Below are 26180 nucleotides of genomic sequence, written 5' to 3'. Positions count from 1 at the left end.
GCCAAACCCGCGAACAAGACCGCCAAGACCGCATCGCCGAAGAACGACGGCTCCGCGCCGAACTCAACGGCGACCTCAAATTCGAACGCGACTTCCAAGCCTGGATCGCCGAAGAATACGGACCGCCACCACCATTCTGAGTGGGATGGGGAATCAACCTTCGGCGTGTTCCTTGAGCCGCTGCAAGGTGAGTTGGATGTGCTCGGCATTGGCGCTATCGCGGTCGGGAACCCCGGTGGCCAGGCCAGCGACCTTCTTGAACCAACCCGCACGACGATCCCAGGTGGATTCGGTCACCGTGCAGCCACTGTCGGTGGCAGTGATGTCGTAGCGCCAGTGCGCGACCGGGAAAACCAGGGACTTCACGTCGAAGGCGAACGTCTTACCCGGCTCGGCGTCGGTGACGGTGCACGTCGTGCTCCAGGCCTTCGATCCATTGCGGTTGCGGCCCTTGAAAACCGACCCGGGAGTGGCCGAATCGCCTTTCTGCCACTCCATCGCATCGGCTTCTTCGGCCAACGACGCCAGAGTGGGCAGGTCGGTGATGAGTGCGTACACGGCTGCGGGATCGGCGGCGATCGACACAGTGGCTTTCACAGGCGCGGTCATGGGCCGATCGTAGTTGGGGGGCTACCGGTCGATCATCCGCATCTGAGCCTCGGTGTGATGGTCGCCTGCAGCCGGTGCGAGATTGTCGAGGGTGGACAACTGGTCGGCGGTGAGTGTCACGGCATCGGCGGCGACGTTCTCCTCCAAACGCTCGACGCGTTTGGTACCGGGGATGGGCACGATGTCGGGGCCGCGGGACAGCAGCCAGGCGAGCGCGACCTGCCCTGGCGTCACGCCCGACGCGTCGGCGATGGCCCGCACCTCATCGGCGAGGCGCAGATTCGCGGCGAAGTTCTCACCGGCGAACCGGGGATTGGCCCGGCGGGTGTCGTCGTCGGCCAGATCGTCGACGGACCGGATCTGGCCCGTCAGAAACCCGCGGCCCAGCGGCGAGTACGCGACGAAGCCGATCCCGAGCTCACGCAGGGTATCGAGGATCCCGTCCTCGGGATCGCGGGTGAACAACGAGTACTCCGACTGCAGCGCGGTGACCGGATGAACAGCATGAGCCCGTCGGATCGTCTCGACCCCCACCTCGGACAAACCGATATGGCCCACCTTGCCCTCGGCGACGAGCGCGGCGAGCACCCCGATGGTCTCCTCGATCGGCGTGGAGCGGTCCAGGCGATGCTGGTAGTAGAGATCGATGTGATCGGTGCCCAGGCGCCTCAGCGAACCATCGACCGCGGTGCGGATGTTGGCCGGGCTGCTGTCCGTCCCGTCGCGGCCGGTGTGGGAGATCATCCCGAACTTGGTGGCGAGCACGACCTTGTCGCGCCGGCCCTGCAATGCCCGGCCGACCAATTCCTCGTTGACGTACGGGCCGTACACCTCGGCGGTGTCGATGAGGTTGACACCGAGGTCGATGGCCCGGTGGATCGTGCGGATGGATTCCGCGTCGTCGAGACCGGCGCTGCCGTAGGCGAACGACATGCCCATGGTGCCCAGCCCGAGCCGTGTCACCTCGAGCTCACCCAACCGCGCCTTCTGCATAGTTGCCATCGCCCCAGTCTGCCCGGGAATCCGCGGCCGTGCCTGAGACGTTGTGCCGATCATGACCGAGCGCCAGGTGCTGCAGCCAAACGCAGCCCACCCCATCACGATCGCCCCGACCGGACGCCGGGTGACCGTCACCGTCGGCGGTGCGATCATCGCGCAGACCGACGATGCCCTGACTCTGCAGGAGTCGACTTACCCAGCGGTGCAATATATTCCGCGCGCCGACGTCGTGTGGGAGACGCTGGCACGCAGCGCCACCACCACGTACTGCCCCTACAAGGGCGAGGCGAACTACTACCATGTCGGGGGGATCGAGGACGCAGTCTGGACCTATGAGCAGCCCTACCCGGCTGTCGCTGAAATAGCCGATCACCTGGCCTTCTACCCGCAGAAGGCCGACATCGCGCTGGCCTAGTCTGGAGCGGTGCCCTCAACCAGCGTCAGGTTCGACAGCCCGGCCAGTCCCGGACTGACGCTGGCTCCGTGGCGGCGCGGTGGGCACGACCCGGCCAACCGGATCAATGTCGACGGCGCGGTCTGGCGCACCAGCGCGATGAAAACCGGACCGGTGACCGCGCGCATCACCAAGTCGGCCCCCGACACCGTGGACTGCGAGGCGTGGGGTCCGGGTAGCGCGGAGTTCCTGGACGGATTCGGTGCGCTGGTGGGTGCCGACGACGACGCCGACCGCTTTGACCCCGTGGAGCCGACCATCGCAGAGGCACACCGCCGGGTGCCGCATCTGCGTCTCGGGCGTAGTGGCTTGGTACTTGAGGCGCTGGTACCCGCGATCATCGAGCAGCGGGTCTCGGGCATGGACGCCTGGCGGGCCTGGCGGCGGTTGGTGACGAAGTACGGGGCCCCCGCTCCGGGGCCGGCACCCGACGGTATGCGCGTGCCGCCCACCGCGGAGGTATGGCGACGCATCCCGTCATGGGAATTCCACCGGGCCAACGTGGATCCGGGCCGGGCCCGCACCATCGTCGGCTGCGCGCAGCGCGCCGATGCCCTCGAAAGGCTGACTGCCGATCGAGCTGTGCGGGCGCTGCGCTCGCTGCCCGGTATCGGGGAATGGACGGCGGCAGAAACCGTGCAACGCGCTTTCGGTGATGCCGACGCGATCTCGGTCGGGGACTATCACCTGTCCACGATGGTCGGACGCAGCCTGCTCGGCCGGCCGATAGACGACGAGGCCATGGTGGAACTGCTGGAGCCGCTGCGCCCGCACCGGCAGCGCGCGGTGCGGCTACTGGAAGCCAGTGGGCTGGCTCAGAATCCGCGATTCGGTGCGCGTTCGGCCATTCCGAACCTGCGCGCGCTGTAGCCGCGCTGATTGCCGGGCGCGGTTGTCGGGTACCCGGGGACGGAACCGATCGTGAACCGAAAGGAGCCCCGATGACCTCGTTCACAATTCCCGGACTGACCGACAAGCAGGGCCGTGACGTGGCCGAGCTGTTGCAGAAGCAGCTCAGCACGTACAACGACCTACATCTGACACTCAAGCACATCCATTGGAACGTCGTCGGTCCGAACTTCATCGGCGTACACGAGATGATCGATCCGCAGGTAGCGCTGGTGCGGGCATACGCCGACGAGGTCGCCGAACGGATCGCTGCCCTGGGCGAATCGCCGAAGGGCACTCCCGGCGCCATCGTCGCTGACCGCACCTGGGATGACTACTCCGTCGGACGTGACAACGTGCAGGCCCACCTCGCGGCACTCGACCTCGTCTACAACGGGGTGATCGAGGACATCCGCAAGGCCATCGACCGTCTGGAGAAACTCGACCTGGTGTCCCAGGACGTCCTGATCGATCACGCCGCCGAACTCGAGAAGTTCCAGTGGTTCGTTCGGGCGCATCTGGAGAGCGCCGGAGGCACGCTGGCCCATGAAGGTGCACCCACCGAACGTGGGGCGGCCGGCAAGGCCCGGCGCAAGAGCGCTTGACCTGAACCTTCGTTGAGGTGCCAGGGTCGGTGTATGCCTACCTGGATTTGCACGGGATGCGGTGTGGAACACCCCGATTCCGCTACCGCACCCGCTGAGAGCTGTGTGTTGACGTCGGAGACGGTGTCGATCGAGGAACGTGGAGACCTGCCCCCGCATGGCACCTGGATCACGCTGGAAGAACTGGCGGCGCAACCACATCACACCGAACACGTCGACCACGGTCGCGGAGTGCACAGTCTGCGGCGCGCGCCCAAGTTCGCCATCGGACACCGGTCGTTCCTGGTGCAGACCGCGCACGGGAACCTTTTGTGGGATGCGCCGAGCTACCTTGACGACGAGATCATCGGCCTCGTTCACGGCCTCGGCGGCGTCGATGCAGTCGCCGCCAGCCATCCCCACATGTTCGGTGCGCAACTCAGTTGGAGCAGGGCATTCGGCGACGCGCCGGTGTATGTGAATGCCCTTGACGAAGAATGGCTTCCGGGTCCGGATCCGCTCACCCAGCTCTGGACCGACGAGCTGCAACCGTTGGCCGGAGTGCGGCTGATTCACGTCGGCGGCCACATGCGGGGCAGTTCGGTGGCGCTGACGGCCGACGGCACGCTCCTGGTCGGGGACACCATCTCCGGTGGGCTGGCCCGGAACTGGGTGTCGTTCCAACGGAACTTCCCCAAGCATGTCCCGCTGTCGGCCGCGGTGGTGCGGCGGATCGTGGACCGGCTCGATGAATACGAATACGACCGGCTCTACACCCTTGGCGGCGATGAGATAGACAGCGCCGCCAAGGATGTAGTGCACCGGTCAGCCGACACCCATATTCGTTGGGTCAGTGGTGAATTCGACCACCTGACCTGACCTATTGGCCTCGCGGCTGGTCAAGGGCGTCCTCGCGCACCGGGCGTTCGGCCAGCTTCTCGGGTGAACCGAACAGCAGCGGGTATGCCACACCGGCGATGGCCGCACCGACCAGTGGCGCCAGCCAGAAGGCCCAGAGTTGCGCGGGCGCGCCATTACCGTTGAAGAATGCGACCGCCGTGGAACGGGCCGGGTTGACCGAGGTGTTGGAGATCGGAATCGAGATCAGGTGGATCAGCGTCAGGGTGAGCCCGATGGACAAGCCGGCGAAACCCTTCGGTGCGCGATCATCGGTGGAACCGAGGATGACCAGCAGGAACACGGCCGTGAGGATCACCTCGGCCAGCAGTACGGCCGTGAGCGAATATCCGCCGGGGGAGTGCTCGCCGTAACCGTTGGCCGCCATGTTCCCGGTGGCCGACCAACCGTCCTTGCCGCTGGCGATCACATAGATCACCAGTCCGGCCACCAGACCGCCCACGATCTGTGAAATCCAGTACGGCACCACGGCTGCCCACTCGACGCGGCGCGCGAGTGCAGCGCCCAGGGTGACCGCCGGGTTGAAATGCCCGCCCGAGATGGTGCCGAAGGCGTACACGCCGGTCAGAACCGTCAGGCCGAACGCGAGGGCGACCCCGAGGAACCCGATCCCCACGGAGAAGCCGTCGGAGAGAAACTTCGCGGCGAACACCGCGCTACCGCAACCGCCCAGGACCAGCCAGAACGTCCCGATGAACTCGGCTGCCAATCGATGTGACATTGTCGGCGTACTCATGGCGAACTCCTCCGTAGATGTGGTTCATCCGGAGGGTTTCACGCCAGTAGCTGATGGCAGAGTCGTTGTTGCCGAATTGAGCGCACAGTGAAATTTACGTTTCCGTAATACAATCAGCGGTAGGCGGTCAGCCGGGCCATCAACGCCACCGCGCCGTCGTCGCCGATAGCCTGTGCGTCGGCTACCCCGGAACTTCGCCCGGTACGCAATGCCTTTGCCTCATAACGAGATTCGTTGCCGCCGCGGAACTGGCGCAGGTAATTGACCCGGAGGGATGCGGTTCGCCAGGGCTCGCCGGCGTCGTCACCGAGCGCAGCGGAACCGACGAGTTCCAGTGCGGCCGCCGACACCCCGCCGTGCACGATGCCGATGCTGTTGTTGACGACGGGATCCGGCAGCTGCCGCAATACCGCGATACGACCGCCGGTCTCGGCGACCTCGACCGACATGCGGTCTTCCAAGGTGGCAGGCGGCGTGCCCTCGGCGGAATCGGCAGGCCACGCGACGACCTGCCCCGGCGCGTGGATGTGGAAGGACCGCACCGTCGCTGTCCCCAGCAGTTGGTCGCCATGGGTCAACTCGCACAGGCTCAGTGAGCCGGTGCCCTTGGGGCCGAACGGGCGGGCGGTCGCCACGACGGGCACATCGAGTGCGGCAGTCACGAGCTCCATCGCGTGCGGGGTGAGTTCGACGGCCAGCTCGCTGGACACCGTCCACTCGTCGTCATCGCGGCGACAGTGGTTGACCAGGCCGCCGACGTGATCAACCAGCATGGCCAGCGGGGCGACGGTCGGCAGTTGCGTCAGGGGATTGCGTAGGCCGCCCACGGGTATGGAGGCCACGCAGCGGTCCGGGCTCTCCTCAAGGGTTTGTACGCCCATGCGGCCCAACGGGGTGTTCAGCGGATAGCGCATCGCCGTCAACAGTTACGCCCATCACGGTGGCCAGATACCCCCTAGGGGTATACAGTGGCGATATGACCACGACCGAACATGCGATGCACGAGCACGAACACACCGGTCACGCGGGGCATGCGGGCCACGGCGACCATGTCGCCCAGTTCCGGAGGCTGTTCTGGGTCATGGCGGGGCTGGCGGTGCCGACAGTCGCACTCTCACCGATGTTCGCGATGCTCCTCGGTTACGACCTTCCGGGCTTTCCCGGCGCGCGCTGGATATCGCCGGCGCTCGGCACGGTCATGTACGTGTGGGGTGGCCGCCCGTTCCTGACCGGCGCCATTAGCGAAATACGTTCGCGTGCACCGGGAATGATGCTGTTGATCGGATTGGCGATCACCGTGGCCTTTGTGGCGTCCTGGGGCGCGAGCCTCGGTGTGCTCCACCACGAACTGGACTTCTGGTGGGAGCTCGCGCTGCTCATCGTGATCATGCTGCTGGGGCACTGGATCGAGATGCGGTCACTGGCCCAGACCACCTCAGCCCTGGATTCGCTGGCCGCGCTGCTGCCCGACGAGGCCGAGCGGGTGGAGGGCGACGGCGACGGCGAGCAGGTGGTGACCGTGGCCCCGTCGGATCTTCGGGTCGGCGATCTGGTGATCGTCCGGCCGGGTGGCAGCGTCCCCGTCGACGGCGCGATCACCGACGGTGCAGCCGACATGGACGAGTCGATGGTCACCGGAGAGTCGCGGACAGTGCGCCGGGGCGTGGGCGACGACGTGGTCGCGGGCACCGTCGCCACCGACTCCGGGCTACGGATCCGGGTGACGGCTGTCGGCGACGACACCGCCTTGGCGGGTATTCAGCGGTTGGTCGGTGAGGCGATGAACTCCTCATCGCGGGCGCAGCGCCTGGCTGACCGAGCCGCGGGCTGGCTGTTCTGGTTCGCCCTGGGATCGGCGGTGCTGACGGCGCTGGCTTGGACACTGCTCGGCGAACCCGATCAGGCGGTGGTTCGCACGATCACGGTGCTGGTCATCGCATGCCCGCATGCCCTGGGCCTGGCCATCCCGCTGGTGGTGTCCATTGCGACCGAACGGGCGGCGCGGGGCGGCGTGCTGATCAAGGACCGGCTGGCGCTGGAAACCATGCGCACGGTCGGGGCAGTGCTGTTCGACAAGACCGGCACCCTGACCAAGGGCGAGCCGGCCGTCACCGCGGTGGCGGCCACAAGCCGTCCGGAGAACGACGTGCTGGCGTTGGCGGCCGCCGCTGAGGCGGATTCCGAGCACCCACTGGCCCGCGCCATCGTTGCTGCGGCGAAGCATCGCGGGCTCGACATTCCGGCGGCGAGCGACTTCAGTTCCTCACCTGCGGTCGGGGTCAGCGCCCTGGTCGGTGGGCGCCGGGTGCAGGTCGGTGGGCCCGCATTGCTCGAGCAGGCCGGGAAACCGCCCCTCCCGGACAGCGCACGGTGGGACGGCGCCACCGTGTTGCACGTCCTGGTCGACGGGGAAGTGGCCGGAGCGCTGGCGCTGGCCGACGAGGTCCGCCCGGAATCCCGGCAGGCCGTCGATGCGCTGCACGATCTGGGTGTCGAAGTGGTGATGATCACTGGCGACGCCGCTCCGGTGGCCGCCGCGGTGGCCTCGGAGCTGGGTATCGACCGGGTATTCGCTGGTGTGCGGCCCGAAGACAAGGCTGCCAAGGTCGCCGAGCTTCAGGGCGAGGGCCTGACCGTGGCCATGGTCGGTGACGGTGTCAACGATGCGCCGGCGCTGGCTGCGGCCGATGTCGGCATCGCCATCGGCGCGGGCACCGACGTCGCCATCGCCTCGGCAGGCGTCATCCTGGCCAGCTCCGATCCGCGATCGGTGCTCTCGGTGATCGAGCTGTCCCGGCAGTCCTATCGGAAGATGAAGCAGAACCTTTGGTGGGCAGCGGGTTACAACCTGATCTCGGTGCCGCTGGCGGCCGGGGTGGCCGCTCCGCTGGGCTTTGTAATGCCGATGTCGGTCGGCGCGATATTGATGTCAGCGTCGACGGTTGTCGTGGCACTCAATGCGCAGTCGCTACGGCGCCTCGATCTACGACCCGAGGCCGGTGTGCGCAGCGTCGCGCAGGTCTCGGGACGTTGACGACCCAAATCTAAGAATCTGACTAAGCTTTCCTGCAAATGTCGAATATCGATATAACAGCACTATAACGGGCTAATGTGATTTTTGTGGCAAACTAAATTGACGTATGGGGTGGCTGTCGGCCCCGTCGGGGGATGGTTCACCCTCGCTCGGGTCAAATTGAAATGGCAAGGGCTGCAAGTATATTCGCGATTTCGATGACTGGGTGGCGAGTGGGTTCCAAAGTTGCCGAACGAGCATAGTTAGGCTTGGCTAAGTTGGCATCTGCCACGGTAGTTGCCTTATCGTTTTCTCCACTTATGGCGTGTGGGACATCGCCGTCGTCCAGTGCTGCACGGAGGCCACCCACGCCGAGCCGGCTTCTTCGTAGAAGCGTGTTGAAGGGCAAGGTGGGAATGGCGCCCAGCAAGGTCGGGCTGTACAACCCCGCGTACGAACATGATGCGTGCGGTGTGGCAATGGTGGCAGACATCCACGGTCGCCAGAGCCGCGACATCGTGGACAAGGCGATCACAGCACTGGTGAACCTGGAGCACCGCGGTGCCCAGGGCGCGGAGCCGAACACCGGCGACGGCGCAGGCATCCTGCTGCAGGTCCCCGATTCGTTCCTGCGCGCAGTTGTCGACTTCGAACTCCCGGAGGCCGGTAGCTACGCCACCGGCATCGCCTTCCTACCGCAGTCGTCGCGCGACGCCTCCACGGCCGCCGAGGCAGTGGAGAAGATCGTCGAGGCCGAGGGCCTGAAGGTGCTGGGCTGGCGTCCGGTGCCGACCGACGACTCCTCACTGGGCGCCCTCGCACGCGACGCCATGCCGACGTTCCGGCAGCTGTTCATCGGCGGCGCGTCCGGCATGGACCTGGAGCGCAAGGCGTACGTCGTGCGCAAGCGCGCCGAGCACGAGTTGGGCACCAAGGGACCGGGCCAGGACGGCCCCGGCCGCGAGACCGTGTACTTCCCGAGCCTGTCCGGTCAGACCTTCGTCTACAAGGGCATGCTGACCACCCCGCAGCTCAAGGCCTTCTACCTGGACCTGCAGGACGACCGGATGGAAAGTGCGCTGGGCATCGTGCACTCCCGCTTCTCCACCAACACGTTCCCGTCCTGGCCGCTGGCCCACCCGTTCCGGCGGATCGCCCACAACGGCGAGATCAACACCGTCACCGGCAACGAGAACTGGATGCGCGCACGTGAGGCGCTGATCCGCACCGAGGTGTTCGGCACCGACGGCCTCGACAAGATCGTCCCGGTCTGTACTCCCGGCGCATCGGACACCGCGCGCTTCGACGAGGTGCTCGAGCTCCTGCACCTCGGCGGCCGCAGCCTGCCGCACGCCGTGCTGATGATGATCCCGGAAGCGTGGGAACGCCACGAGTCGATGGATCCCGCCCGTCGTGCCTTTTACGAGTTCCACGATTCGCTGATGGAGCCGTGGGACGGACCGGCCTCGGTCTGCTTCACCGACGGCACCGTGATCGGTGCCGTGCTGGACCGCAACGGCCTGCGCCCCTCCCGTATCTGGGTGACCGACGACGGCCTCGTCGTGATGGCGTCCGAAGCCGGCGTGCTGCCGCTGGACCCGTCCACCGTCGTCCAGAAGCTGCGCCTGCAGCCCGGGCGGATGTTCCTGGTGGATACCGCCCAGGGCCGCATCGTCTCCGACGAGGAGATCAAGGCTCAGCTCGCCAGCGAACAGCCCTACCAGGAATGGATCGAGGCGGGCCTGTTCCCGCTCGACGAGCTGCCGCCGGGCGACTACGTCCGGATGCCCCACCACCGCGTGGTGCTGCGCCAGCAGATCTTCGGCTACACCTACGAGGAGCTGAACCTGCTGGTGGCGCCCATGGCGCGCACCGGCGCCGAGGCCCTCGGCTCGATGGGCACCGACACCCCGGTCGCAATCCTCTCGGCCCGGCCGCGGATGCTTTTCGACTACTTCCAGCAGCTGTTCGCCCAGGTCACCAACCCGCCGCTGGACGCCATCCGCGAAGAGGTGGTCACCAGCCTGCAGGGCGTGATCGGCCCCGAAGGCGACCTGCTCAACCCCGGTCCCGAATCGTGCCGGCAGATCGTGCTCTCGCAGCCGATCCTGCGCAACGCCGACCTGTCCAAGCTGATCTGTGTTGACCCCGACCACGAGGTGCGGGGCCACAAGCACGGCATGCGTGCCGCAGTGATCCGCTGCCTGTACCCGGTCAACCGGGGCGGCCAGGGCCTCAAAGAGGCGCTCGACAACGTCCGCGCCAAGGTCTCGGAGGCGATCCGCGAGGGCGCCCGCATCATCGTGCTGTCCGACCGTGAATCCAACGAGACCATGGCGCCGATCCCATCGCTGCTCTCGGTGTCCGCGGTGCATCACCATCTGGTCCGCGAGCGCACCCGCACCAAGGTCGGCCTGGTGGTCGAGGCCGGTGACGCCCGCGAGGTGCACCACATGGCCATGCTGTGCGGCTTCGGTGCCGCCGCGGTCAACCCGTACATGGCCTTCGAGTCGATCGAGGACATGGTCGACCGTGGTGTGATCGCCGGAATCAGCAGTGATCAAGCCAAGGCCAACTACGTCAAGGCCGCCGGCAAGGGTGTGCTGAAGGTGATGTCCAAGATGGGCATCTCCACCCTGGCCTCCTACACCGGTGCCCAGCTGTTCCAGGCGATCGGCATCTCCCAAGGCGTGCTCGACCAGTACTTCACCGGGCTGCACTGCCCGGTGGGCGGCATCGACCTCGACGACATCGCCGGCGACGTCGCCACCCGCCACGCGCTGGCCTACCTGGACCGCCCCGACGAGCGTGCCCACCGTGAGCTCGAGGTGGGCGGCGAATACCAGTGGCGCCGCGAGGGCGAATACCACCTGTTCAACCCGGATACGGTTTTTAAACTCCAACATTCGACTCGGACCGGGCAGTACTCGATCTTCAAGGAGTACACCGCGCTGGTCGACGACCAGAGTGAGCGGATGGCCTCATTGCGCGGCCTGCTGAAGTTCCGCAGTGGTGACGACGCCGTGCGGCCGCCCATCTCGATCGACGAGGTGGAACCCGCCTCCGAGATCGTCAAGCGCTTCTCCACCGGTGCCATGAGCTACGGCTCGATCTCGGCCGAGGCGCACGAGACCCTGGCCATCGCGATGAACCGCCTTGGCGGGCGGTCGAACTCGGGTGAGGGCGGCGAGAGCGTCGACCGCTTCGACCCCGACGAGAACGGCGACTGGCGCCGCAGCGCCATCAAGCAGGTGGCGTCGGGCCGGTTCGGGGTCACCAGCCACTACCTGACCAACTGCACCGACATCCAGATCAAGATGGCCCAGGGTGCGAAACCTGGTGAGGGCGGCCAGCTTCCGGGGCACAAGGTGTACCCGTGGGTGGCCGAGGTGCGGCACTCGACCCCGGGTGTCGGCCTGATTTCGCCGCCGCCGCACCATGACATCTACTCGATCGAGGATCTGGCACAGCTGATCCACGACCTGAAGAACGCCAACCCGGCTGCCCGCGTGCACGTGAAGCTGGTTTCGGAGAACGGCGTGGGAACGGTCGCCGCGGGTGTCTCCAAGGCGCACGCCGACGTGGTGCTGATCTCCGGCCACGACGGCGGTACCGGTGCCACCCCGCTGACATCGCAGAAGCATGCCGGCGCCCCGTGGGAACTGGGGCTCGCCGAAACGCAGCAGACCCTGCTGCTCAACGGTCTGCGTGACCGCATCGTGGTCCAGGTCGACGGTCAGCTCAAGACCGGCCGCGACGTGGTGGTCGCCGCCCTGCTGGGCGCCGAGGAGTTCGGCTTCGCCACCGCACCACTGGTCGTGGCGGGCTGCATCATGATGCGCGTCTGCCACCTCGACACCTGCCCGGTGGGTGTGGCCACCCAGAACCCGGTGCTGCGGCAGCGGTTCAACGCCAAGCCCGAGTTCGTCGAGAACTTCTTCATGTTCATCGCCGAAGAAGTCCGTGAGCTCATGGCGCAACTGGGCTTCCGCACCGTCACCGAGATGGTCGGCCAGGTCGGCGCGCTGGACACCACCCAGGCCGCCGAGCACTGGAAGGCCCACAAGCTGGACCTGACGCCCGTGCTGCACGAGCCCGAGTCGGCGTTCATGAACCAGGATCTGTACTGCAGCTCGCGTCAGGACCACGGTCTGGACAAGGCGTTGGATCAGCAGTTGATCGCCCAGAGCCGCGACGCCCTGGACAAGGGCACCGCGGTCCGTTTCTCCACCAAGATCACCAACGTCAACCGCACGGTCGGCACCATGCTCGGCCATGAGGTGACCAAGGTCTATGGCGGACAGGGGCTTCCGGACGGCACGATCGACATCAACTTCGACGGGTCGGCCGGCAACAGCTTCGGCGCGTTCGTGCCCAAGGGCATCACGCTGCGGGTCTACGGCGATGCCAACGACTACGTCGGCAAGGGCCTGTCCGGTGGCCGGATCGTGGTCCGACCCGCCGAAGAGGCACCGGCGGGCTTTGCCGCCGAGGACAACATCATCGCCGGCAACGTGGTGCTCTTCGGCGCCACCAGCGGCGAGGCGTTTCTGCGCGGCCAGGTCGGCGAGCGGTTCGCGGTCCGTAACTCCGGCGCCCACGCGGTCGTCGAAGGTGTCGGTGACCACGGCTGCGAATACATGACCGGCGGCAAAGTCGTCATCCTCGGACCCACCGGCCGCAACTTCGCGGCGGGCATGTCCGGCGGTGTCGCCTACGTCTACGACCCGGCCGGCGTGCTGGGCGAGAACCTGAACACCGAAATGGTGGAGCTGGAAGCCTTGGATGCTGAAGACACGGTGTGGCTGCGCGACTTCATTGCCGCCCATGTCGATGCGACCGATTCGGCTGTGGGACAACGGGTCCTGGACTCCTGGGATCGATCGGATGGAGCGTTGAAGCACTTTGTGAAGGTCATGCCGCGCGACTACAAGCGCGTGCTGGCCGCGATCGCCGAGGCTGAACAGCGCGGCGTGAACGTGGACGAGGCGATCATGGCGGCGGCCAATGGCTGATCCACGCGGTTTCCTCAAGCACACGTCCAAGGAGCTACCGACCCGCAGGCCGGTTCCGCTGCGCCTGAAGGACTGGAAAGAGGTCTACGAAGACTTCTCCCACGAGAAGCTACAGGACCAGGCATCGCGATGCATGGACTGCGGTATCCCGTTCTGCCACAACGGGTGTCCGCTCGGGAACCTGATCCCCGAGTGGAACGACCTGGTGTACAAGGACCGGTGGCGCGACGGGATCGAGCGGCTACATGCCACCAACAACTTCCCGGAGTTCACCGGGCGGCTCTGCCCTGCCCCGTGTGAGGCATCCTGCGTCCTTGGCATCAACCAGGATCCGGTGACCATCAAGCAGGTCGAGGTCGAGCTCATCGACAACGCCTTCGACCAGGGCTGGGTGGTCCCGAAGATGCCCGACGTGCAGACCGGCAAGAAGGTCGCCGTCGTCGGGTCCGGACCGGCCGGACTGGCCGCAGCCCAACAGCTCACCCGGGCCGGCCACACCGTCACGGTGTTCGAACGCGCCGACCGCATCGGCGGCCTGCTGCGCTACGGCATTCCCGAGTTCAAGATGGAAAAGCGCCACATCGACCGGCGCCTGGAGCAGATGGCTGCCGAAGGCACCCAGTTCCGGCCCGGCGTCAACGTCGGCGTCGACATCACCGTGGCCCAGCTGCGGCTGAACTACGACGCCGTCGTGCTGGCGGGCGGTGCCACCGCGTGGCGCGATCTGCCCATCCCGGGCCGCGAGCTCGATGGCATCCACCAGGCCATGGAATTCCTGCCCTGGGCCAACCGGGTTCAGTTCGGCGACGACGTCCTCGACGAGAGCGGCCAGCCGCCGATCACCGCCAAGGACAAGCACGTCATCATCATCGGCGGTGGCGACACCGGCGCGGACTGCCTGGGCACCTCGCACCGTCAAGGCGCGGCCAGCATCCACCAGTTCGAGATCATGCCGCGCCCGCCCGAGACCCGCGCAGACTCGACACCGTGGCCGACCTATCCCTTGATGTTCCGGGTGTCCTCGGCCCACGAAGAGGGCGGCGAGCGCGTCTTCTCGGTCAACACCGAGGAATTCACCGGCGCCGACGGTCATGTGACCGGCCTGCGCGCGCACGAGGTCAAGATGAACGCCGGCAAGTTCGAGAAGGTCGAAGGGACCGACTTCGAGCTCAAGGCCGACCTGGTGCTGCTCGCCATGGGCTTCGTCGGACCGGAGAAGGAAGGCCTGCTGACCAAGCTCGGCGTCGAGCTGACCGACCGCGGCAACGTCTCCCGCGACGACAACTTCCAGACCACCGTGCCGGGTGTATTCGTCGCCGGCGACATGGGTCGTGGACAGTCGCTGATCGTGTGGGCGATCGCGGAGGGCCGGGCAGCCGCCGCCGGCGTCGACCGATACCTGATGGGCCAGACCGCCCTGCCGGTGGTGATCAAGCCGACCGCGGCGCCGCAGCGCTAGGTATGAGGCTGCGACGTCGCGTCGTCTCAGGTGCGGTACTTGCGGCTGTCCTGGCACTGCTGGTCCACAACCAGCTGGTGCCGTTCAGCACGCATTTCTTCGGATTGACCGGCAACAACTTCGACCTGGACACCTACCGCGCTGCGGTACATGCGTCCTGGGACGGTAGGAGCCTGTACCAGGAACCGGCGCTGCGCGGTGCCTGGTACGTCTATCCACCGTTCGCGACTTTCATCCTGGCCCCGTTCGCCTGGCTCGGCTTCGACGTCGCCAAATACGTTCTGCTGGCCGTCTCGATCTGCCTGCTGGCGCTCATCGCGTGGCGCATCCTGCGGCTGGCCGGAATCCGCGCAGATCTCCGGCTCGGCGTGATGAGCGCCGCACTCGCGGTGATCGTCATCGATGTCGAACCGGTGCAGGCCACGTTGTGGTGGGGACAGATCAACGTCCTGCTCATGGCGCTGGTGATGCTCGATCTGTTGCGGCCCGACCAGGCTCGGTGGCGGGGGATCGGGCTCGGACTGGCCGCGGGCATCAAGCTCACCCCGTTGGTGTTCCTCCCATACCTGTTGCTCACCCGGCAGTGGCGTGCCTCGGCCACTGCCGCAGTCACTTTCGTCGCGACCGCTGCACTCACCTGGCCGCTGCTGCCGCGAGACAGTGCCTGGTTCTGGAACCACCTCGGCGACACCGCCCACATCAGCTCGATCGAGCACCTCGCGAACCAGTCGATCAACGGATTTCTCGCCCGGTACTTCGCGCCGGATCCGCGCCCGGAATGGCTGTGGATCATGTTGAGTCTGCTGGTACTTGTCGCCTGCCTCGCCGCGGCGACGTGGGCGCACCGACGAGGGGAACGTGCGCTGGCAGTGGTGCTGGTGGGCCTGACCGGGTGCGCGGTCTCGCCGTTCAGCTGGGCGGCGCACTGGGTGTGGTTCGCCCCCGCGATCTTCTGGCTCGTCGCGAAAGCGTGCGCGACGCAGGGTCAGTGGGCGCGCGGTTGGGCCTACCGGGCCGCCGGCCTGCTGGCGATGACTTTCATGTGGACGCTGCACCGGCCCGGCCGCAATCACACCACCATGTACTTCAGCGGGGTGTACTGGAATTTCCTGGACCTGCGGCGCTTCTGGACCGGCCAGCTCGCGAGCGGCTGGTACCCGCTGACGTTCGTGTGTTTCGTGATCGCTGCGGTGAGTTGGCTGCGGCTGAGCACGACGGCAAAGCGAGACGATCCCGACGAGATCTCCATGACGTCCGACGATATCGACGACTATCCGCCGGAGTTCCTCGATGAGGAGCTGGCGCGCGCCTGAGCGCGCCGTGCACCAACACCGAGAAAAGTTTGAGGGCTTTTCTTAATTAGCTAATGTGAGCTGTATCACGGTCCACGAGTGTGCTGACCAGCGAAGAAATGTGACATACATCTCGAATAGGCGAGATTTCACCGTCACACACGTCACATTAGTCTCATTAGAAACATCAGATGTTTCTGCGGCGTGGCTCACACTGTTTGCGGAACGTCCGGTATCTAATGACGGGGTGAGAGTGCTGCGGTAACGTAGAACTACGGAAACAGCTACCAGTAGTCGCAGGAGTGATCACCGTGTACATCAATCCGATCAGTCGGTCACGGATGGGTCGAATTGCCTGGTCATTGTTCCGTCATCCGATGAAGAGCCGTGAATTCCCGGCCAGGAACGAACGCCTGGTGACGGCCGACGAGCTACTTCGCTTCGGGGTCTGACGGGTATCCGTCACGGCACGCCGGTGTTAGCTTGGATCCCCGTTGCTGTTCCCTTAAAAGGAGTGCACAACGCCCTCGAACCGACGCGATAGCGCCGATCCGAGGGCGTAGCCAAATCCGTCAGCTCGTCAGCTGACCCGAGTCCCTGATCGCCTCAGCCAACGGTTCCAGCACGGCCGGGTCGTAGGGCGGCGGCAAGTAGATGATCGCCAGATCCAGGCCCTCGGCGCCCAGGGCGGCAGCCTCGTCGACCACCTTTGCGTAATCGCGGTCCTCGCCCAGGCGCACGTGCGCCGAGAGGCTGATCTCCTTGGGATCGCGGCCGAGATCGGCGCAGTGCGCGGCCAGCACATCGCGCTTACGGGCGAACTCCTCAGGTGGGCCGCCGACGAAATTCCAGTGGTCGGCGTACTTGGCGGTGATGCGCAGCGTGCGCTTCTCCCCACTGCCGCCGATGCAGAACGGAGGATGCGGCTGCTGCGGGCCCTTGGGCTCGTTACGGGCGTCCTTGAGTTGGTAGAACTTGCCGTCGAACGTCGTGGTCTCCTGCGTCAGCAGGCCTTTGAGAACTTCACACGCCTCCTCGAACCGGTCGAAGCGCTCCCTGATCGAGCCCAGTTCGATTCCGTACGCGCCCGATTCCTCCTCGTTCCAGCCGGCGCCGATGCCGAGCTCGAGGCGGCCGTTGGAGACGATGTCGAGTGCCGAAGCCATATTCGCCAGCACGGCGGGATGGCGGTAGTGGATACCGGTGACGAGCACGCCGACACGTAGCCGCTGAGTGGCCTGCGCCAAAGCGGTCAGCGTGGTCCAGCCCTCGAGGCAGGGACCGGACGAGTCGGAGAAGATCGGGTAGAAGTGGTCGAACGTCCAGCCGGATTCGAAGACGTCGATCGTGTCGGCCGCTTTCCAGATGGCAAGCATGTCGGCCCACGTCGTGTTCTGCGGGGATGTTTTGAAGGCGAAGCGCACGTCATCACAAACCAGTCCCGCTGCAGCATTCATTCCGGACAACCCGAGCTGTGCTGATTCCGTATCTTCGGTGCCATTTGGACGTCGCAATCGGTAGTCTCAGGCAGGGAAATATGCGGAATCCCGCGATCAGACCATCTGGGAGTGAACATGAGCGAGTACGCAGTCACCGATCCGGCGACCGCAAAGGTGGTCGCCACCTACCCGACCTCGACCGACGCCGAGATCCAGGCCGCGATCGAGGCTGCCGCCAAGACCGGCCGCACCTGGGCACGTACGACCACGGTGGCCGAGCGGGCCGCGCTCATCGGCAAGGTTGCCGCCCTGCACGAGCAGCGCCGCGAACAGCTCGCCGACGTCATCGTCCGTGAAATGGGCAAGCCGCGCGACCAGGCCTTGGGCGAGGTCGACTTCAGCGCCGCGATCTACCAGTACTACGCCGACAACGCCGGGAAGTTCCTCGCCGACGAGGAGATCACCCTGCTCGAGGGCGAAGGCAAAGCGGTCGTGAAGCGTGGCCCTGTCGGCGTGCTGCTCGGCATCATGCCCTGGAACTACCCCTACTACCAGGTCGCCCGCTTCGCCGGTCCAAACCTGATCGTGGGCAACACAATTCTGCTCAAGCACGCCCCGCAGTGCCCCGAATCCGCCGAGCTGCTGCAGCTGATCTTCCTGGAGGCCGGGCTCCCGCAAGGCGCCTACGTCGACATCCGTGCCACCAACGACCAGGTCGCCGAGATCATCGCCGACCCCCGGGTGGCCGCGGTCTCGCTGACAGGTTCCGAACGGGCGGGTGCCGCAGTGGCCGAGATCGCCGGCCGCAACCTCAAGAAGTGCGTGCTCGAACTCGGCGGCTCCGACCCGTTCATCCTGCTGTCCACCGATGATCTTGACGCGACCGTGCAGGCCGCGGTCGAGGGACGGATGGAGAACACCGGGCAGGCCTGCAACGCCGCGAAGCGCTTCATCGTCGCCGAGGACATCTACGACGACTTCCTGACCAAGTTCACCGACAAGCTGCTGGCCGCCGCCGACGGGATCGCACCACTGTCCTCGGAGCCGGCCGCCGAGAGGCTTGAGCAACAGGTCAAGGCCGCCGTCGCGCAGGGTGCCGAGCTGAAGTCGGCAGGGGAGCGCCGCGGTGCCTTCTACCCACCGGCTGTGCTGACCGGCGTCACCGAGGACAACGACGCCTACCGCCAGGAGCTGTTCGGCCCGGTGGCCGTGGTGTACAAGGCAAGTTCGGAAGACGAGGCAGTCGAGATCGCCAACGACACCCCGTTCGGATTGGGCTCCTACGTCTTCACCACCGACGCCGATCAGGCTGCCCGGGTGGCCGATCGGATCGACGCGGGCATGGTGTTCGTCAACGCCGTCGGTGCAGAGGGGGCCGAGTTGCCGTTCGGTGGCATCAAGCGGTCCGGTTTCGGGCGCGAGCTGGGCAAGTTCGGCATGGACGAGTTCGTGAACAAGAAGTTGATCCGCACCGTCAGCTGACGTGAGTGCGAGCATGCTCGATCGCCTCGTCGAGCGAATCGAGCAGGTGATTCTCGTGTCGCAGTGACTCGAACACGCCGACGTTGGTCAGCAACTCGGCGTGTTCGGGGCGAACGCCCTTGATGATCACCGTGATACCGCGCGATTCCAGTTCGGTGGCGATCTCCGCGAGGGTGTGTGCTCCGGTGGCATCGAGCATGCCCAGTTGCGACATCCGGATGATGACGACGGATGTCTGCGGATGCTCGGCGTCCACGATTGCACTCGAAATGCGTTCGGCTGCACCGAAGAACATTGCGCCATTGAGGCGCAGCAACGCAATCTGATCGTCGCCGGGCTGTGGTGGACCGGGGAGCTCCTCGCGAACGACGCTGCTGCGCCGCGCTACCGAACGCAACGCGAAGAACGCCGCGACGACGACGCCGATCTCTACGGCTTCGATCAGATCGAAGCATACGGTCACCGCGGCCGTCAGGCTAAACGTCAACGCGTCGGATCGCGTGGAGCGCAAGATCTTCCGGATCGTGACCGCCGAGATCATGCGGAACGACGTGACCATCAGCACCCCGGCCAGTGCGGCCAGCGGAATGGTGGACACCGGGCCGGTGGCCAGGTAGACCACTCCGAGCAGGACAAGCGAGTGCACGATTGCCGCCACCCGCGTCCTGGCGCCGGACCGGACGTTGACCGCGGTGCGGGCGATCGCGCCGGTGGCGGGCATGCCACCGAAGACTCCGGAGGCGACCGATGCCAGACCCTGCCCCACCAGCTCACGGTCGGGGTCGTACGGCCCGGTGGGCGACATGGTTGCGGCCACCCGCGCCGACAACAGCGATTCGATGGCCGCCAGTGCGGCGATGGCCAGCGCCGCACCCAGCAGGGTGCGCAATGCGCCGAGGTCGGCGTGGGGCAGCACCGGGGTGGGCAGGTGTGACGGCAACTCACCGATCGCCGCGACCGGAAAGTGGAGCACAGAAACCAGGACGGTAACCACGATCACCGCAGTCAGCGATTCGGGAATGGCGCGGTGCAGCCGGGGCAGGGCGACCATGAGGAGCGCGACAACAGCCACTACCGCAAGGGTTTTCGCCGCGGTTGTCCAGTCCGCCTGGGTGACCACCGCGATCGCGGCGGGGAGTGTGCGCTCACCGGCCGGAGCCTGCTGCGCGAAGGCGGCCGGGACCTGTTGCAGGAAGATGATCATCGCAATGCCCAGCGTGAACCCCTCGATCACCGGCCACGGGATGAATGTCACGGCCCGGCCGAGGCCGGTGGCCCCGGCCGCCAGCACCACAAGGCCGGCCGCGACGGTCACCAACGCGATGCTGCCGAGCCCATGTAACGCGACGATCGGCGCGAGGACCACCGCCATCGCCCCCGTCGGGCCGGACACCTGCACATGGGAACCGCCGAACACGGCGGCGACCAGGCCGGCCACCACCGCCGTGACCAGCCCTGCGGCCGCTCCCACGCCGGAACTGATCCCGAACGCCAGCGCCAACGGCAGCGCCACCACGCCGACGGTCACCCCGGCGAGGACGTCGCGCCGCCACGAGCGTGGCACCTCGGCGTAATCGTCGCGATGGGGCAGCAGCTGACCTAATCTGCCGGCGGCGGTCCTGATCACGGTATGCCTGACGGATTGATGGATTGAGCAATTTCGCAATCCACTGTACGGTATCGCGAAAGCTGGGCACACTGAAGGTATGAGCGGTGTCCTGTACTTCGACGGCAACTGCGGGATGTGCACCCGCAGTGTCAACGCGCTGACCGATCGACAACGGACCGGAGACCTCCACATCGCGCCGTTCCAGCGACCGGGCACGGCGGACCGACTCGGTGTGCCGGCCGACGAGATGCTGGAAGCGGCGTGGTGGCAGGACTCGTCGGGAGTGGTCTACCGCGGTGCCGAAGCGATCAACGCCGCGGTATCCGCCGGGTTTGGGACACGAATTCCGTTGCGGCTCTACCACGTACCAGGTGTGCGACACCTGCAGAACGCGATCTACCGCTGGATCGCCACCCACCGCTACCGGTTCCCGGGCACCACGCCGCACTGCGAGGCGCGCCCGGGGGACTGCTGAGTATGCCGATGGATCCGGTGACCGCGCTGCGCCAGATCGCGTATTACAAGGACCGCGCGCGGGAAGACCCGCGACGGGTGATGGCCTACCGCAATGCCGCCGATGCCGTCGAGTCGCTGACCGACGAGCAGCGCGAGCGTCTGGGCGCGTCGAACAATTGGCAGTCACTGCCCGGGGTGGGGCCCAAGACCGCGAAGGTGATCGCCCAGGCCTGGGCTGGCCGTGAACCGGATACCCTCGTCGAATTACGTTCGGCCGCCGTAGATCTCGGAGGTGGCGATATTCGCGCCGCGCTGCGCGGTGACCTGCATGTGCACTCGAACTGGTCGGACGGATCGGCTCCCATCGAAGAGATGATGCTGGCCGCGCGCGACCTGGGCCATGAGTACTGCGCGTTGACCGATCACTCGCCGCGGCTCAAGATCGCCAACGGGCTGTCGCCCGACCGGTTGCGCGAGCAACTCGACGTCATCGAGGAAATCCGTGAACTCGTGGCGCCGATGCGCATCCTCACCGGAATCGAGGTCGACATCCTCGAAGACGGATCGTTGGACCAGGAGCCCGAACTGCTGCAACGCCTCGACGTGGTGGTGGCCAGTGTGCACTCCAAGCTCGCCATGGACTCGGCATCCATGACCCGGCGCATGGTCAAAGCGGTGTCGAACCAACACACCGATGTTCTCGGGCACTGCACCGGGCGCCTGGTCACCGGCGGACGCGGCGTGCGGCCGGAGTCGAAGTTCGACGCCGAGAAGGTGTTCACCGCCTGCCTCGACCACGGCACGGCCGTCGAGATCAACTCCCGGCCGGAACGGCGTGACCCGCCGACCCGGCTGCTGAAGCAGGCGCTCGACATCGGATGCCTGTTCAGCATCGACACCGATTCCCATGCGCCCGGCCAGCTTGAGTTCCTCGGCTACGGGGCCCAGCGCGCCGTGGATGCCGAGGTCCCGGTCGAGCGCATCGTCAACACCTGGCCCGCCGAACAGCTCCTGGAGTGGGTCTCAGGCCGCTGAGGTGAACGGATTGTGTTCGGCGATCAGCTTTTCCATGCGTGCCTCGTCGAGCCGGACCCGGATCGTCGTGGCTTCCTGCTGGTCCCGGATCACCTTGGCGAGGGTGAACGAGCTTGTCACGAGGAACAGGACCGTCATCGCCAGGAACAGCCGCTGCCACAGATCCAGCGGTAGGAACAAGACCCCGCCGAGCAGACCGATGAAGCTTGCCCCGAAGGCGATTGCGGCCTGGAGGGAGAAAGCGGCGGTGACCCTCGGTCTAAGCTCACGCGATGCACGCGGATCTCGGGATCGACACCGTCATCACCCTGCTGGCCGCCGGCCTGATCTTCCTGCTGGCGCTGGTGCTCGGGGTGTGGAAATACCGGCAGATGGCCACCAGCGAGAACCATCTGGCCCATCCGTATGTCGACATCGCACACCGGGCGGCCCTGCTGTATTCGTTCGCGACACTGCTCGTCGCCGTATTCGTCGAACTCAGCGCCTGGCCCACCTGGGTGAACCTCACCGCGGCGATGGTGCTCGTGGCGTTCTTCGTCATTGCCATTGCGGCCTACATCGAGCACGGCGCAAAACGGGACACCACCAACCAATTCGAAAAGCCCACCGCGGGCCTGCATGCCGGGATGCTGGCCCTCATCGGCGGCGAAATCGGCGGATTCGCCGTGCTGCTGGCCGGATTCATTGCCGCGCAGTTCTTCTAGGACCGCATCTGTTCAGTACGGCAGCGTCGGCATCTCCAAGCCGGGATCACGTCCGACCAGCACCCCGCGGGTCAACATGGCGTTGCCGAACCGCTGCCGTACCTCGTCGATCGCGCCGTCGATGGCCACCGGATCCGGTTCTGATTCAAAGGGCAATTCCAACTGTTGACTGCCCTGGTGGTCGATGTTGGACACCGCGAACCCGATCAGGGTCAGGCCCCGCTCGGCGATCACCGGCGCGGCGGCGGTGACCAGCGCGCGGGCCGCGCCCAGGACCGCATCTGTCGAGGCGGTGGCCCGAGGCATGGTGTGCGACCGGGTCGCCCGCCCGAAATCATCGAAGCGCAGGCGCAACACGACGGTCCGACCAGTACGCCCGGCACCCCGCATGCGGCGGGTGATGCGGTCGACGAGGTTGACCACCACGACATCCACCTCAGCGGCCGACATGGTGTTCCCGCGCCGCCCGAGAGCGCGTTGGGCACCGACCGAACTGCGCCGCACCCCCGTCGTCACCCGGCGTCGATCGATGTTGCGCGACAACGCATACAGCTGTCGCGCCATCGCGCCGCCGACCATGGGGCGCAGGGCCGACTCGGGCAACTCGGCCACATCGGCGACCGTCTCGATCCCGTGGGCATGGAGCTTTTCGGCAGTCTTGGCACCTACGCCCCACAGTCGGCGCACGGGCAGTGGATGCAGGAACGCCAGCTCCCGATCGGGCGGCACCAGCAGCAGACCGTCCGGCTTGGCCACCTGACTGGCCACCTTGGCCAGGAACTTGGTGCGGGCGATGCCGACGGTGATCGGCAGGCCAACCTGCTCGCTGACCTGTTCGCGCAGCCGTCGGGCGATCTCCACCGGGGTGCCGGACACCCGGCCCAACCCGGACACGTCGAGAAACGCCTCGTCCACCGACAGTGGCTCCACCACCGGCGTCGTGTCGTGGAACACCTCGAACACGTGCGCGCTGGCCTGGGAGTATGCCGACATCCGCGGCGGCACCACGATGGCCTGCGGGCAGAGCGCCCGGGCCTGGCCACCACTCATCGCCGTGCGGACCCCGAACGCCTTGGCTTCATAACTGGCTGCCAGCACCACGCCACCGCCGACGATCACCGGGCGGCCACGCAGGGCCGGATCGTCGCGCTGCTCGACCGATGCGTAGAACGAATCGAGATCAGCGTGCAGGATGGCCGCCTGCGCAAGTGACACGAACATATGTTCGCATAGGTGGCTGACTGGTTACGACGTGTCGCCGTAGATGCTGGTCAGCCAGATGTGGGCGAGGGTGTCGACCACCTTGTCGTAGTCCACCGCGGGCTGTTCGGCGCCCAGGGCAGACATGATGGTCCGCTCGTTCATCAGGTTGAGCGAGGTCGCCAGGTCCAGTGCGGGAATGGTGTGCGGGGCGGCACCCCGTTGGCGTTCGGCGCTGATCAGGGCCGCGGTCAGGTTGATCCACTTCTGCATGAGCCCGGCCCAGAAAGTCCGGAACTCCGGGCTGCTGTTCAGTGCCTCGGTGCCGGCGCGCGCTGTCGCGGGATGTGACGCGAACGAGTCGAAAAAGATCTCGATGCCGCGCCGGATCGCCCGCTTCGGATCGGCCGGCATGTCCTCCAGCGCGCTGTCGAAACCGGTGTCGGCGCGTTTGATCAGCGGATCGATCAGCGACAGCAGGACGGTTTCCTTCGACGGGAAGTAGAAGTAGAACGTGGGCCGGGAGATCCCGGCGCCTTTGGCCAGGTCATCGACCGAAATGTCGGCGAATTTCTTGGTCTCCAGCAGTTGCCGTGCCGTCTCGAGGATGGCGGCCTCACGATCGTCGCCCGACGGCCGGGCGGCTCGTCGACCGCGGGGGGCGCGGGTCGTGCTGGAGGTGGTCACAATGAGCACCCTAACACCGCGTTGAATTTATCAACACACTGTTGACCACATCAACACCATGTTGATACCGTCGGTCCCATGACCGAACATTTCGATGTTGTGATCGTCGGCGCCGGCATCTCCGGCATCAGCACCGCCTGGCATCTGCAGGACCGCTGCCCGACCAAGAGCTACGTACTCCTGGAGCGTCGGGAGAACATCGGCGGCACCTGGGACCTGTTCAAGTACCCGGGCATCCGTTCCGACTCGGACATGTTCACCCTCGGGTTCCGGTTCAAGCCGTGGGAGTCGGCCAAGTCCATCGCCGACGGCCAGTCGATCTGGAATTACATCAACGAGGCCGCCGACGAGAACGGCATCAGGAACCACATCCGCACCGGCCATCGCGTCCTCTCGGTGGACTGGTCGGATGCCGACAACCGCTGGACCATCGACGTCGAGCACAACGGCGAAGCCAAGCAGATCACCGCGTCGTTCCTGTCGGTGTGCAGTGGCTACTACAACTACGACGAGGGCTACTCACCCGAATTCCCGGGCGCCGAGAACTTCAAGGGCCAGATCATCCATCCCCAGCACTGGCCCGAGGACCTGGACTACACCGGCAAGAACGTCGTGGTGATCGGCTCCGGTGCCACCGCCATCACCCTCATCCCGTCGCTGGTCGACGGCGGCGTCGGACACGTCACGATGCTGCAGCGGTCACCCACCTACGTCGGATCCCTCCCGCTGGTCGATCCGGTGGCCGTGAAGACCAACAAGTACCTGCCGAAGGACCTGGCGCACTTCGTCAACCGGTGGAAGCAGATCGGCTACAGCACCGGCCAGTACCAGGTCGCACGCCGCTTCCCGTCGATCTTCAAGCAGTTCTTGCGCAAGATGGGGACCCGCCGCCTGCCCCAGGACTTCGACTACGACAAGCACTTCAGCCCGCGCTACGCCCCGTGGGACGAGCGAGTCTGCCTGGCGCCCAACGGGGATCTGTTCAAGGCCATCCGCTCGGGCAAGGCCGGCGTCGTCACCGACACGATCGAGACCTTCACCGAGACCGGCATCAAGCTGGCTTCCGGCGAGGAGTTGCAGGCTGACATCATCGTCACTGCAACGGGTCTGAACATGCAGTTGTTCGGTGGTGCGACGGCGAATCGCAACGGCGAACCGATCGACCTGACCGGGTCCATGACCTACAAGGGTCTGATGCTCTCGGGCGTGCCGAACATGGCCATCACCTTCGGGTATACCAACGCATCGTGGACGCTGAAGGCCGACCTGGTGTCCGAGTTCATCTGCCGCGTGCTGAACTACATGGACGCCAACGGTTTCGACCGGGTCGAGCCGCAGCACCCCGGCGACGCGGTCGACGAGCTGCCCTTCATGGACTTCACCCCGGGCTACTTCCGGCGGGCCATGGACACCCTGCCGAAGTCGGGTTCGGAAGCGCCGTGGAAGCTCAAGCAGAACTACTTCTTCGACATGCGGACCATCCGGTACGGCAAGGTCGACGAGGAGTCGCTGCTGTTCACCAAACACCGTGCCGCAGTGAAGGTTTAGTTCCCCGCCGAGCAGACACAAAACTGCCCATTTCCACGTGGAAAAGGGCAGGT

General features: G+C 66.0%; 21 protein-coding genes and 1 pseudogene. 13 read left to right on the top strand and 9 right to left on the bottom strand.

The features are described from left to right. Positions 1-153: 153 nt before the first annotated feature. Entirely contained in the window at positions 154-609 is a 456-nt protein-coding gene (locus ACZYZF_RS29405; RefSeq protein WP_463743621.1) for an SRPBCC family protein, read from the bottom strand. A gap of 21 nt (positions 610-630) precedes the next feature. After that, entirely contained in the window at positions 631-1602 is a 972-nt protein-coding gene (locus tag ACZYZF_RS29400) for an aldo/keto reductase (RefSeq protein WP_463837593.1), read from the bottom strand. A gap of 61 nt (positions 1603-1663) precedes the next feature. Between ACZYZF_RS29400 and ACZYZF_RS29395 the strand changes: the two genes are divergently transcribed. The 4 genes from ACZYZF_RS29395 (at position 1664) to ACZYZF_RS29380 (ending at position 4413) form a co-directional block, all read left to right on the top strand. Next, a complete protein-coding gene (locus ACZYZF_RS29395) occupies positions 1664-2023 on the top strand; it encodes a DUF427 domain-containing protein (RefSeq protein WP_463837588.1) in 360 nt (119 codons plus the stop codon). Between the two features lie 9 nt (positions 2024-2032). Further along, positions 2033-2932 carry a DNA-3-methyladenine glycosylase family protein gene (locus ACZYZF_RS29390; protein ID WP_463837587.1) on the top strand — a complete coding sequence of 300 codons (900 nt, stop codon included), beginning with the start codon at positions 2033-2035 and terminating at the stop codon, positions 2930-2932. Between the two features lie 71 nt (positions 2933-3003). Continuing rightward, positions 3004-3555: a Dps family protein gene (locus tag ACZYZF_RS29385; RefSeq protein ID WP_463743624.1), complete on the top strand. Its 552-nt coding sequence runs from the start codon at positions 3004-3006 to the stop codon at positions 3553-3555. 33 nt (positions 3556-3588) lie between these two features. Next, complete coding sequence (locus ACZYZF_RS29380; RefSeq protein WP_463837585.1) at positions 3589-4413, top strand: MBL fold metallo-hydrolase; 825 nt, start codon at positions 3589-3591, stop codon at positions 4411-4413. A 1-nt stretch (position 4414) separates the two neighbouring features. On the opposite strand, the gene aqpZ is transcribed toward ACZYZF_RS29380, so the two are convergent. Then, a complete protein-coding gene (aqpZ, locus tag ACZYZF_RS29375) occupies positions 4415-5188 on the bottom strand; it encodes an aquaporin Z (RefSeq protein ID WP_463743626.1) in 774 nt (257 codons plus the stop codon). A 113-nt stretch (positions 5189-5301) separates the two neighbouring features. Next, the gene (locus tag ACZYZF_RS29370; RefSeq protein WP_463837584.1) at positions 5302-6102 is read right to left on the bottom strand and encodes a PaaI family thioesterase; all 801 of its coding nucleotides are present in this window, start codon (positions 6100-6102) and stop codon (positions 5302-5304) included. Positions 6103-6164: 62 nt separating this feature from the next. Between ACZYZF_RS29370 and ACZYZF_RS29365 the strand changes: the two genes are divergently transcribed. The 4 genes from ACZYZF_RS29365 to ACZYZF_RS29350 all read left to right on the top strand — a co-directional run bounded on the left by ACZYZF_RS29365 (position 6165) and on the right by ACZYZF_RS29350 (position 15988). Then, a complete protein-coding gene (locus ACZYZF_RS29365) occupies positions 6165-8222 on the top strand; it encodes a heavy metal translocating P-type ATPase (protein ID WP_463837582.1) in 2058 nt (685 codons plus the stop codon). Positions 8223-8617: 395 nt separating this feature from the next. Then, complete coding sequence (gene gltB, locus ACZYZF_RS29360) at positions 8618-13216, top strand: glutamate synthase large subunit (protein ID WP_463743629.1); 4599 nt, start codon at positions 8618-8620, stop codon at positions 13214-13216. Then, positions 13209-14675 carry a glutamate synthase subunit beta gene (locus ACZYZF_RS29355; protein ID WP_463743630.1) on the top strand — a complete coding sequence of 489 codons (1467 nt, stop codon included), beginning with the start codon at positions 13209-13211 and terminating at the stop codon, positions 14673-14675. The genes gltB and ACZYZF_RS29355 overlap by 8 nt, the downstream gene beginning before the upstream one ends. 2 nt (positions 14676-14677) lie before the next feature. Next, a complete protein-coding gene (locus tag ACZYZF_RS29350) occupies positions 14678-15988 on the top strand; it encodes a glycosyltransferase 87 family protein (RefSeq protein WP_463837580.1) in 1311 nt (436 codons plus the stop codon). A gap of 551 nt (positions 15989-16539) precedes the next feature. Here the strand turns inward: ACZYZF_RS29350 and ACZYZF_RS29345 are convergent. After that, positions 16540-17391: an LLM class F420-dependent oxidoreductase gene (locus ACZYZF_RS29345; RefSeq protein ID WP_463837591.1), complete on the bottom strand. Its 852-nt coding sequence runs from the start codon at positions 17389-17391 to the stop codon at positions 16540-16542. 150 nt (positions 17392-17541) lie between these two features. Between ACZYZF_RS29345 and ACZYZF_RS29340 the strand changes: the two genes are divergently transcribed. Beyond that, a complete protein-coding gene (locus ACZYZF_RS29340) occupies positions 17542-18888 on the top strand; it encodes an NAD-dependent succinate-semialdehyde dehydrogenase (RefSeq protein ID WP_463837578.1) in 1347 nt (448 codons plus the stop codon). Here the strand turns inward: ACZYZF_RS29340 and ACZYZF_RS29335 are convergent. After that, positions 18881-20515 carry a SulP family inorganic anion transporter gene (locus ACZYZF_RS29335; RefSeq protein ID WP_463837576.1) on the bottom strand — a complete coding sequence of 545 codons (1635 nt, stop codon included), beginning with the start codon at positions 20513-20515 and terminating at the stop codon, positions 18881-18883. The two genes, ACZYZF_RS29340 and ACZYZF_RS29335, sit on opposite strands and share 8 nt — an antisense overlap. 79 nt (positions 20516-20594) lie before the next feature. Between ACZYZF_RS29335 and ACZYZF_RS29330 the strand changes: the two genes are divergently transcribed. Further along, complete coding sequence (locus ACZYZF_RS29330; protein ID WP_463743634.1) at positions 20595-20972, top strand: thiol-disulfide oxidoreductase DCC family protein; 378 nt, start codon at positions 20595-20597, stop codon at positions 20970-20972. A gap of 8 nt (positions 20973-20980) precedes the next feature. Further along, complete coding sequence (locus tag ACZYZF_RS29325; protein ID WP_463837575.1) at positions 20981-21988, top strand: PHP domain-containing protein; 1008 nt, start codon at positions 20981-20983, stop codon at positions 21986-21988. Here ACZYZF_RS29325 and ACZYZF_RS29320 read toward each other — a convergent pair. After that, positions 21977-22246: pseudogene (locus tag ACZYZF_RS29320) on the bottom strand (YiaA/YiaB family inner membrane protein); the annotation flags it as partial. The gene ACZYZF_RS29325 and the pseudogene ACZYZF_RS29320 sit on opposite strands and share 12 nt — an antisense overlap. A gap of 14 nt (positions 22247-22260) precedes the next feature. Here ACZYZF_RS29320 and ACZYZF_RS29315 point away from each other — a divergent pair. After that, entirely contained in the window at positions 22261-22692 is a 432-nt protein-coding gene (locus ACZYZF_RS29315; RefSeq protein ID WP_463743636.1) for a hypothetical protein, read from the top strand. Positions 22693-22704: 12 nt separating this feature from the next. Here ACZYZF_RS29315 and dinB read toward each other — a convergent pair whose 3' ends face one another. After that, positions 22705-23913 carry a DNA polymerase IV gene (gene dinB, locus ACZYZF_RS29310; RefSeq protein ID WP_463837574.1) on the bottom strand — a complete coding sequence of 403 codons (1209 nt, stop codon included), beginning with the start codon at positions 23911-23913 and terminating at the stop codon, positions 22705-22707. A gap of 24 nt (positions 23914-23937) precedes the next feature. After that, positions 23938-24579, bottom strand: coding sequence for a TetR/AcrR family transcriptional regulator (locus ACZYZF_RS29305; protein WP_463743638.1), 642 nt, complete (start codon positions 24577-24579; stop codon positions 23938-23940). Positions 24580-24657: 78 nt separating this feature from the next. On the opposite strand from ACZYZF_RS29305, the gene ACZYZF_RS29300 reads away from it, so the two are divergent. After that, positions 24658-26127 (top strand): flavin-containing monooxygenase, encoded by a 1470-nt coding sequence (locus tag ACZYZF_RS29300; protein ID WP_463837573.1) that lies wholly within the window; start codon positions 24658-24660, stop codon positions 26125-26127. The last annotated feature ends 53 nt before the right edge of the window (positions 26128-26180 follow it).

It is taken from the genome of Mycobacterium sp. IDUB_24 (assembly GCF_055419385.1).
Note: the sequence above shows the minus strand (reverse complement) of the source record. Positions and strands in the feature narration are given on the sequence as shown.

Excerpts from the sequence above, each read along its gene's own strand:
- ACZYZF_RS29405 (WP_463743621.1), bottom strand. The coding sequence starts at position 609 with ATGACCGCGCCTGTGAAAGCCACTGTGTCGATCGCCGCCGATCCCGCA.
- ACZYZF_RS29400 (WP_463837593.1), bottom strand. The coding sequence starts at position 1,602 with ATGCAGAAGGCGCGGTTGGGTGAGCTCGAGGTGACACGGCTCGGGCTG.
- ACZYZF_RS29395 (WP_463837588.1), top strand. The coding sequence starts at position 1,664 with ATGACCGAGCGCCAGGTGCTGCAGCCAAACGCAGCCCACCCCATCACG.
- ACZYZF_RS29385 (WP_463743624.1), top strand. The coding sequence starts at position 3,004 with ATGACCTCGTTCACAATTCCCGGACTGACCGACAAGCAGGGCCGTGAC.
- ACZYZF_RS29380 (WP_463837585.1), top strand. The coding sequence starts at position 3,589 with ATGCCTACCTGGATTTGCACGGGATGCGGTGTGGAACACCCCGATTCC.
- aqpZ (WP_463743626.1), bottom strand. The coding sequence starts at position 5,188 with ATGAGTACGCCGACAATGTCACATCGATTGGCAGCCGAGTTCATCGGG.
- ACZYZF_RS29370 (WP_463837584.1), bottom strand. The coding sequence starts at position 6,102 with ATGCGCTATCCGCTGAACACCCCGTTGGGCCGCATGGGCGTACAAACC.
- ACZYZF_RS29365 (WP_463837582.1), top strand. The coding sequence starts at position 6,165 with ATGACCACGACCGAACATGCGATGCACGAGCACGAACACACCGGTCAC.
- gltB (WP_463743629.1), top strand. The coding sequence starts at position 8,618 with ATGGCGCCCAGCAAGGTCGGGCTGTACAACCCCGCGTACGAACATGAT.
- ACZYZF_RS29355 (WP_463743630.1), top strand. The coding sequence starts at position 13,209 with ATGGCTGATCCACGCGGTTTCCTCAAGCACACGTCCAAGGAGCTACCG.
- ACZYZF_RS29350 (WP_463837580.1), top strand. The coding sequence starts at position 14,678 with ATGAGGCTGCGACGTCGCGTCGTCTCAGGTGCGGTACTTGCGGCTGTC.
- ACZYZF_RS29340 (WP_463837578.1), top strand. The coding sequence starts at position 17,542 with ATGAGCGAGTACGCAGTCACCGATCCGGCGACCGCAAAGGTGGTCGCC.
- ACZYZF_RS29330 (WP_463743634.1), top strand. The coding sequence starts at position 20,595 with ATGAGCGGTGTCCTGTACTTCGACGGCAACTGCGGGATGTGCACCCGC.
- ACZYZF_RS29325 (WP_463837575.1), top strand. The coding sequence starts at position 20,981 with ATGGATCCGGTGACCGCGCTGCGCCAGATCGCGTATTACAAGGACCGC.
- ACZYZF_RS29315 (WP_463743636.1), top strand. The coding sequence starts at position 22,261 with ATGCACGCGGATCTCGGGATCGACACCGTCATCACCCTGCTGGCCGCC.
- dinB (WP_463837574.1), bottom strand. The coding sequence starts at position 23,913 with ATGTTCGTGTCACTTGCGCAGGCGGCCATCCTGCACGCTGATCTCGAT.
- ACZYZF_RS29300 (WP_463837573.1), top strand. The coding sequence starts at position 24,658 with ATGACCGAACATTTCGATGTTGTGATCGTCGGCGCCGGCATCTCCGGC.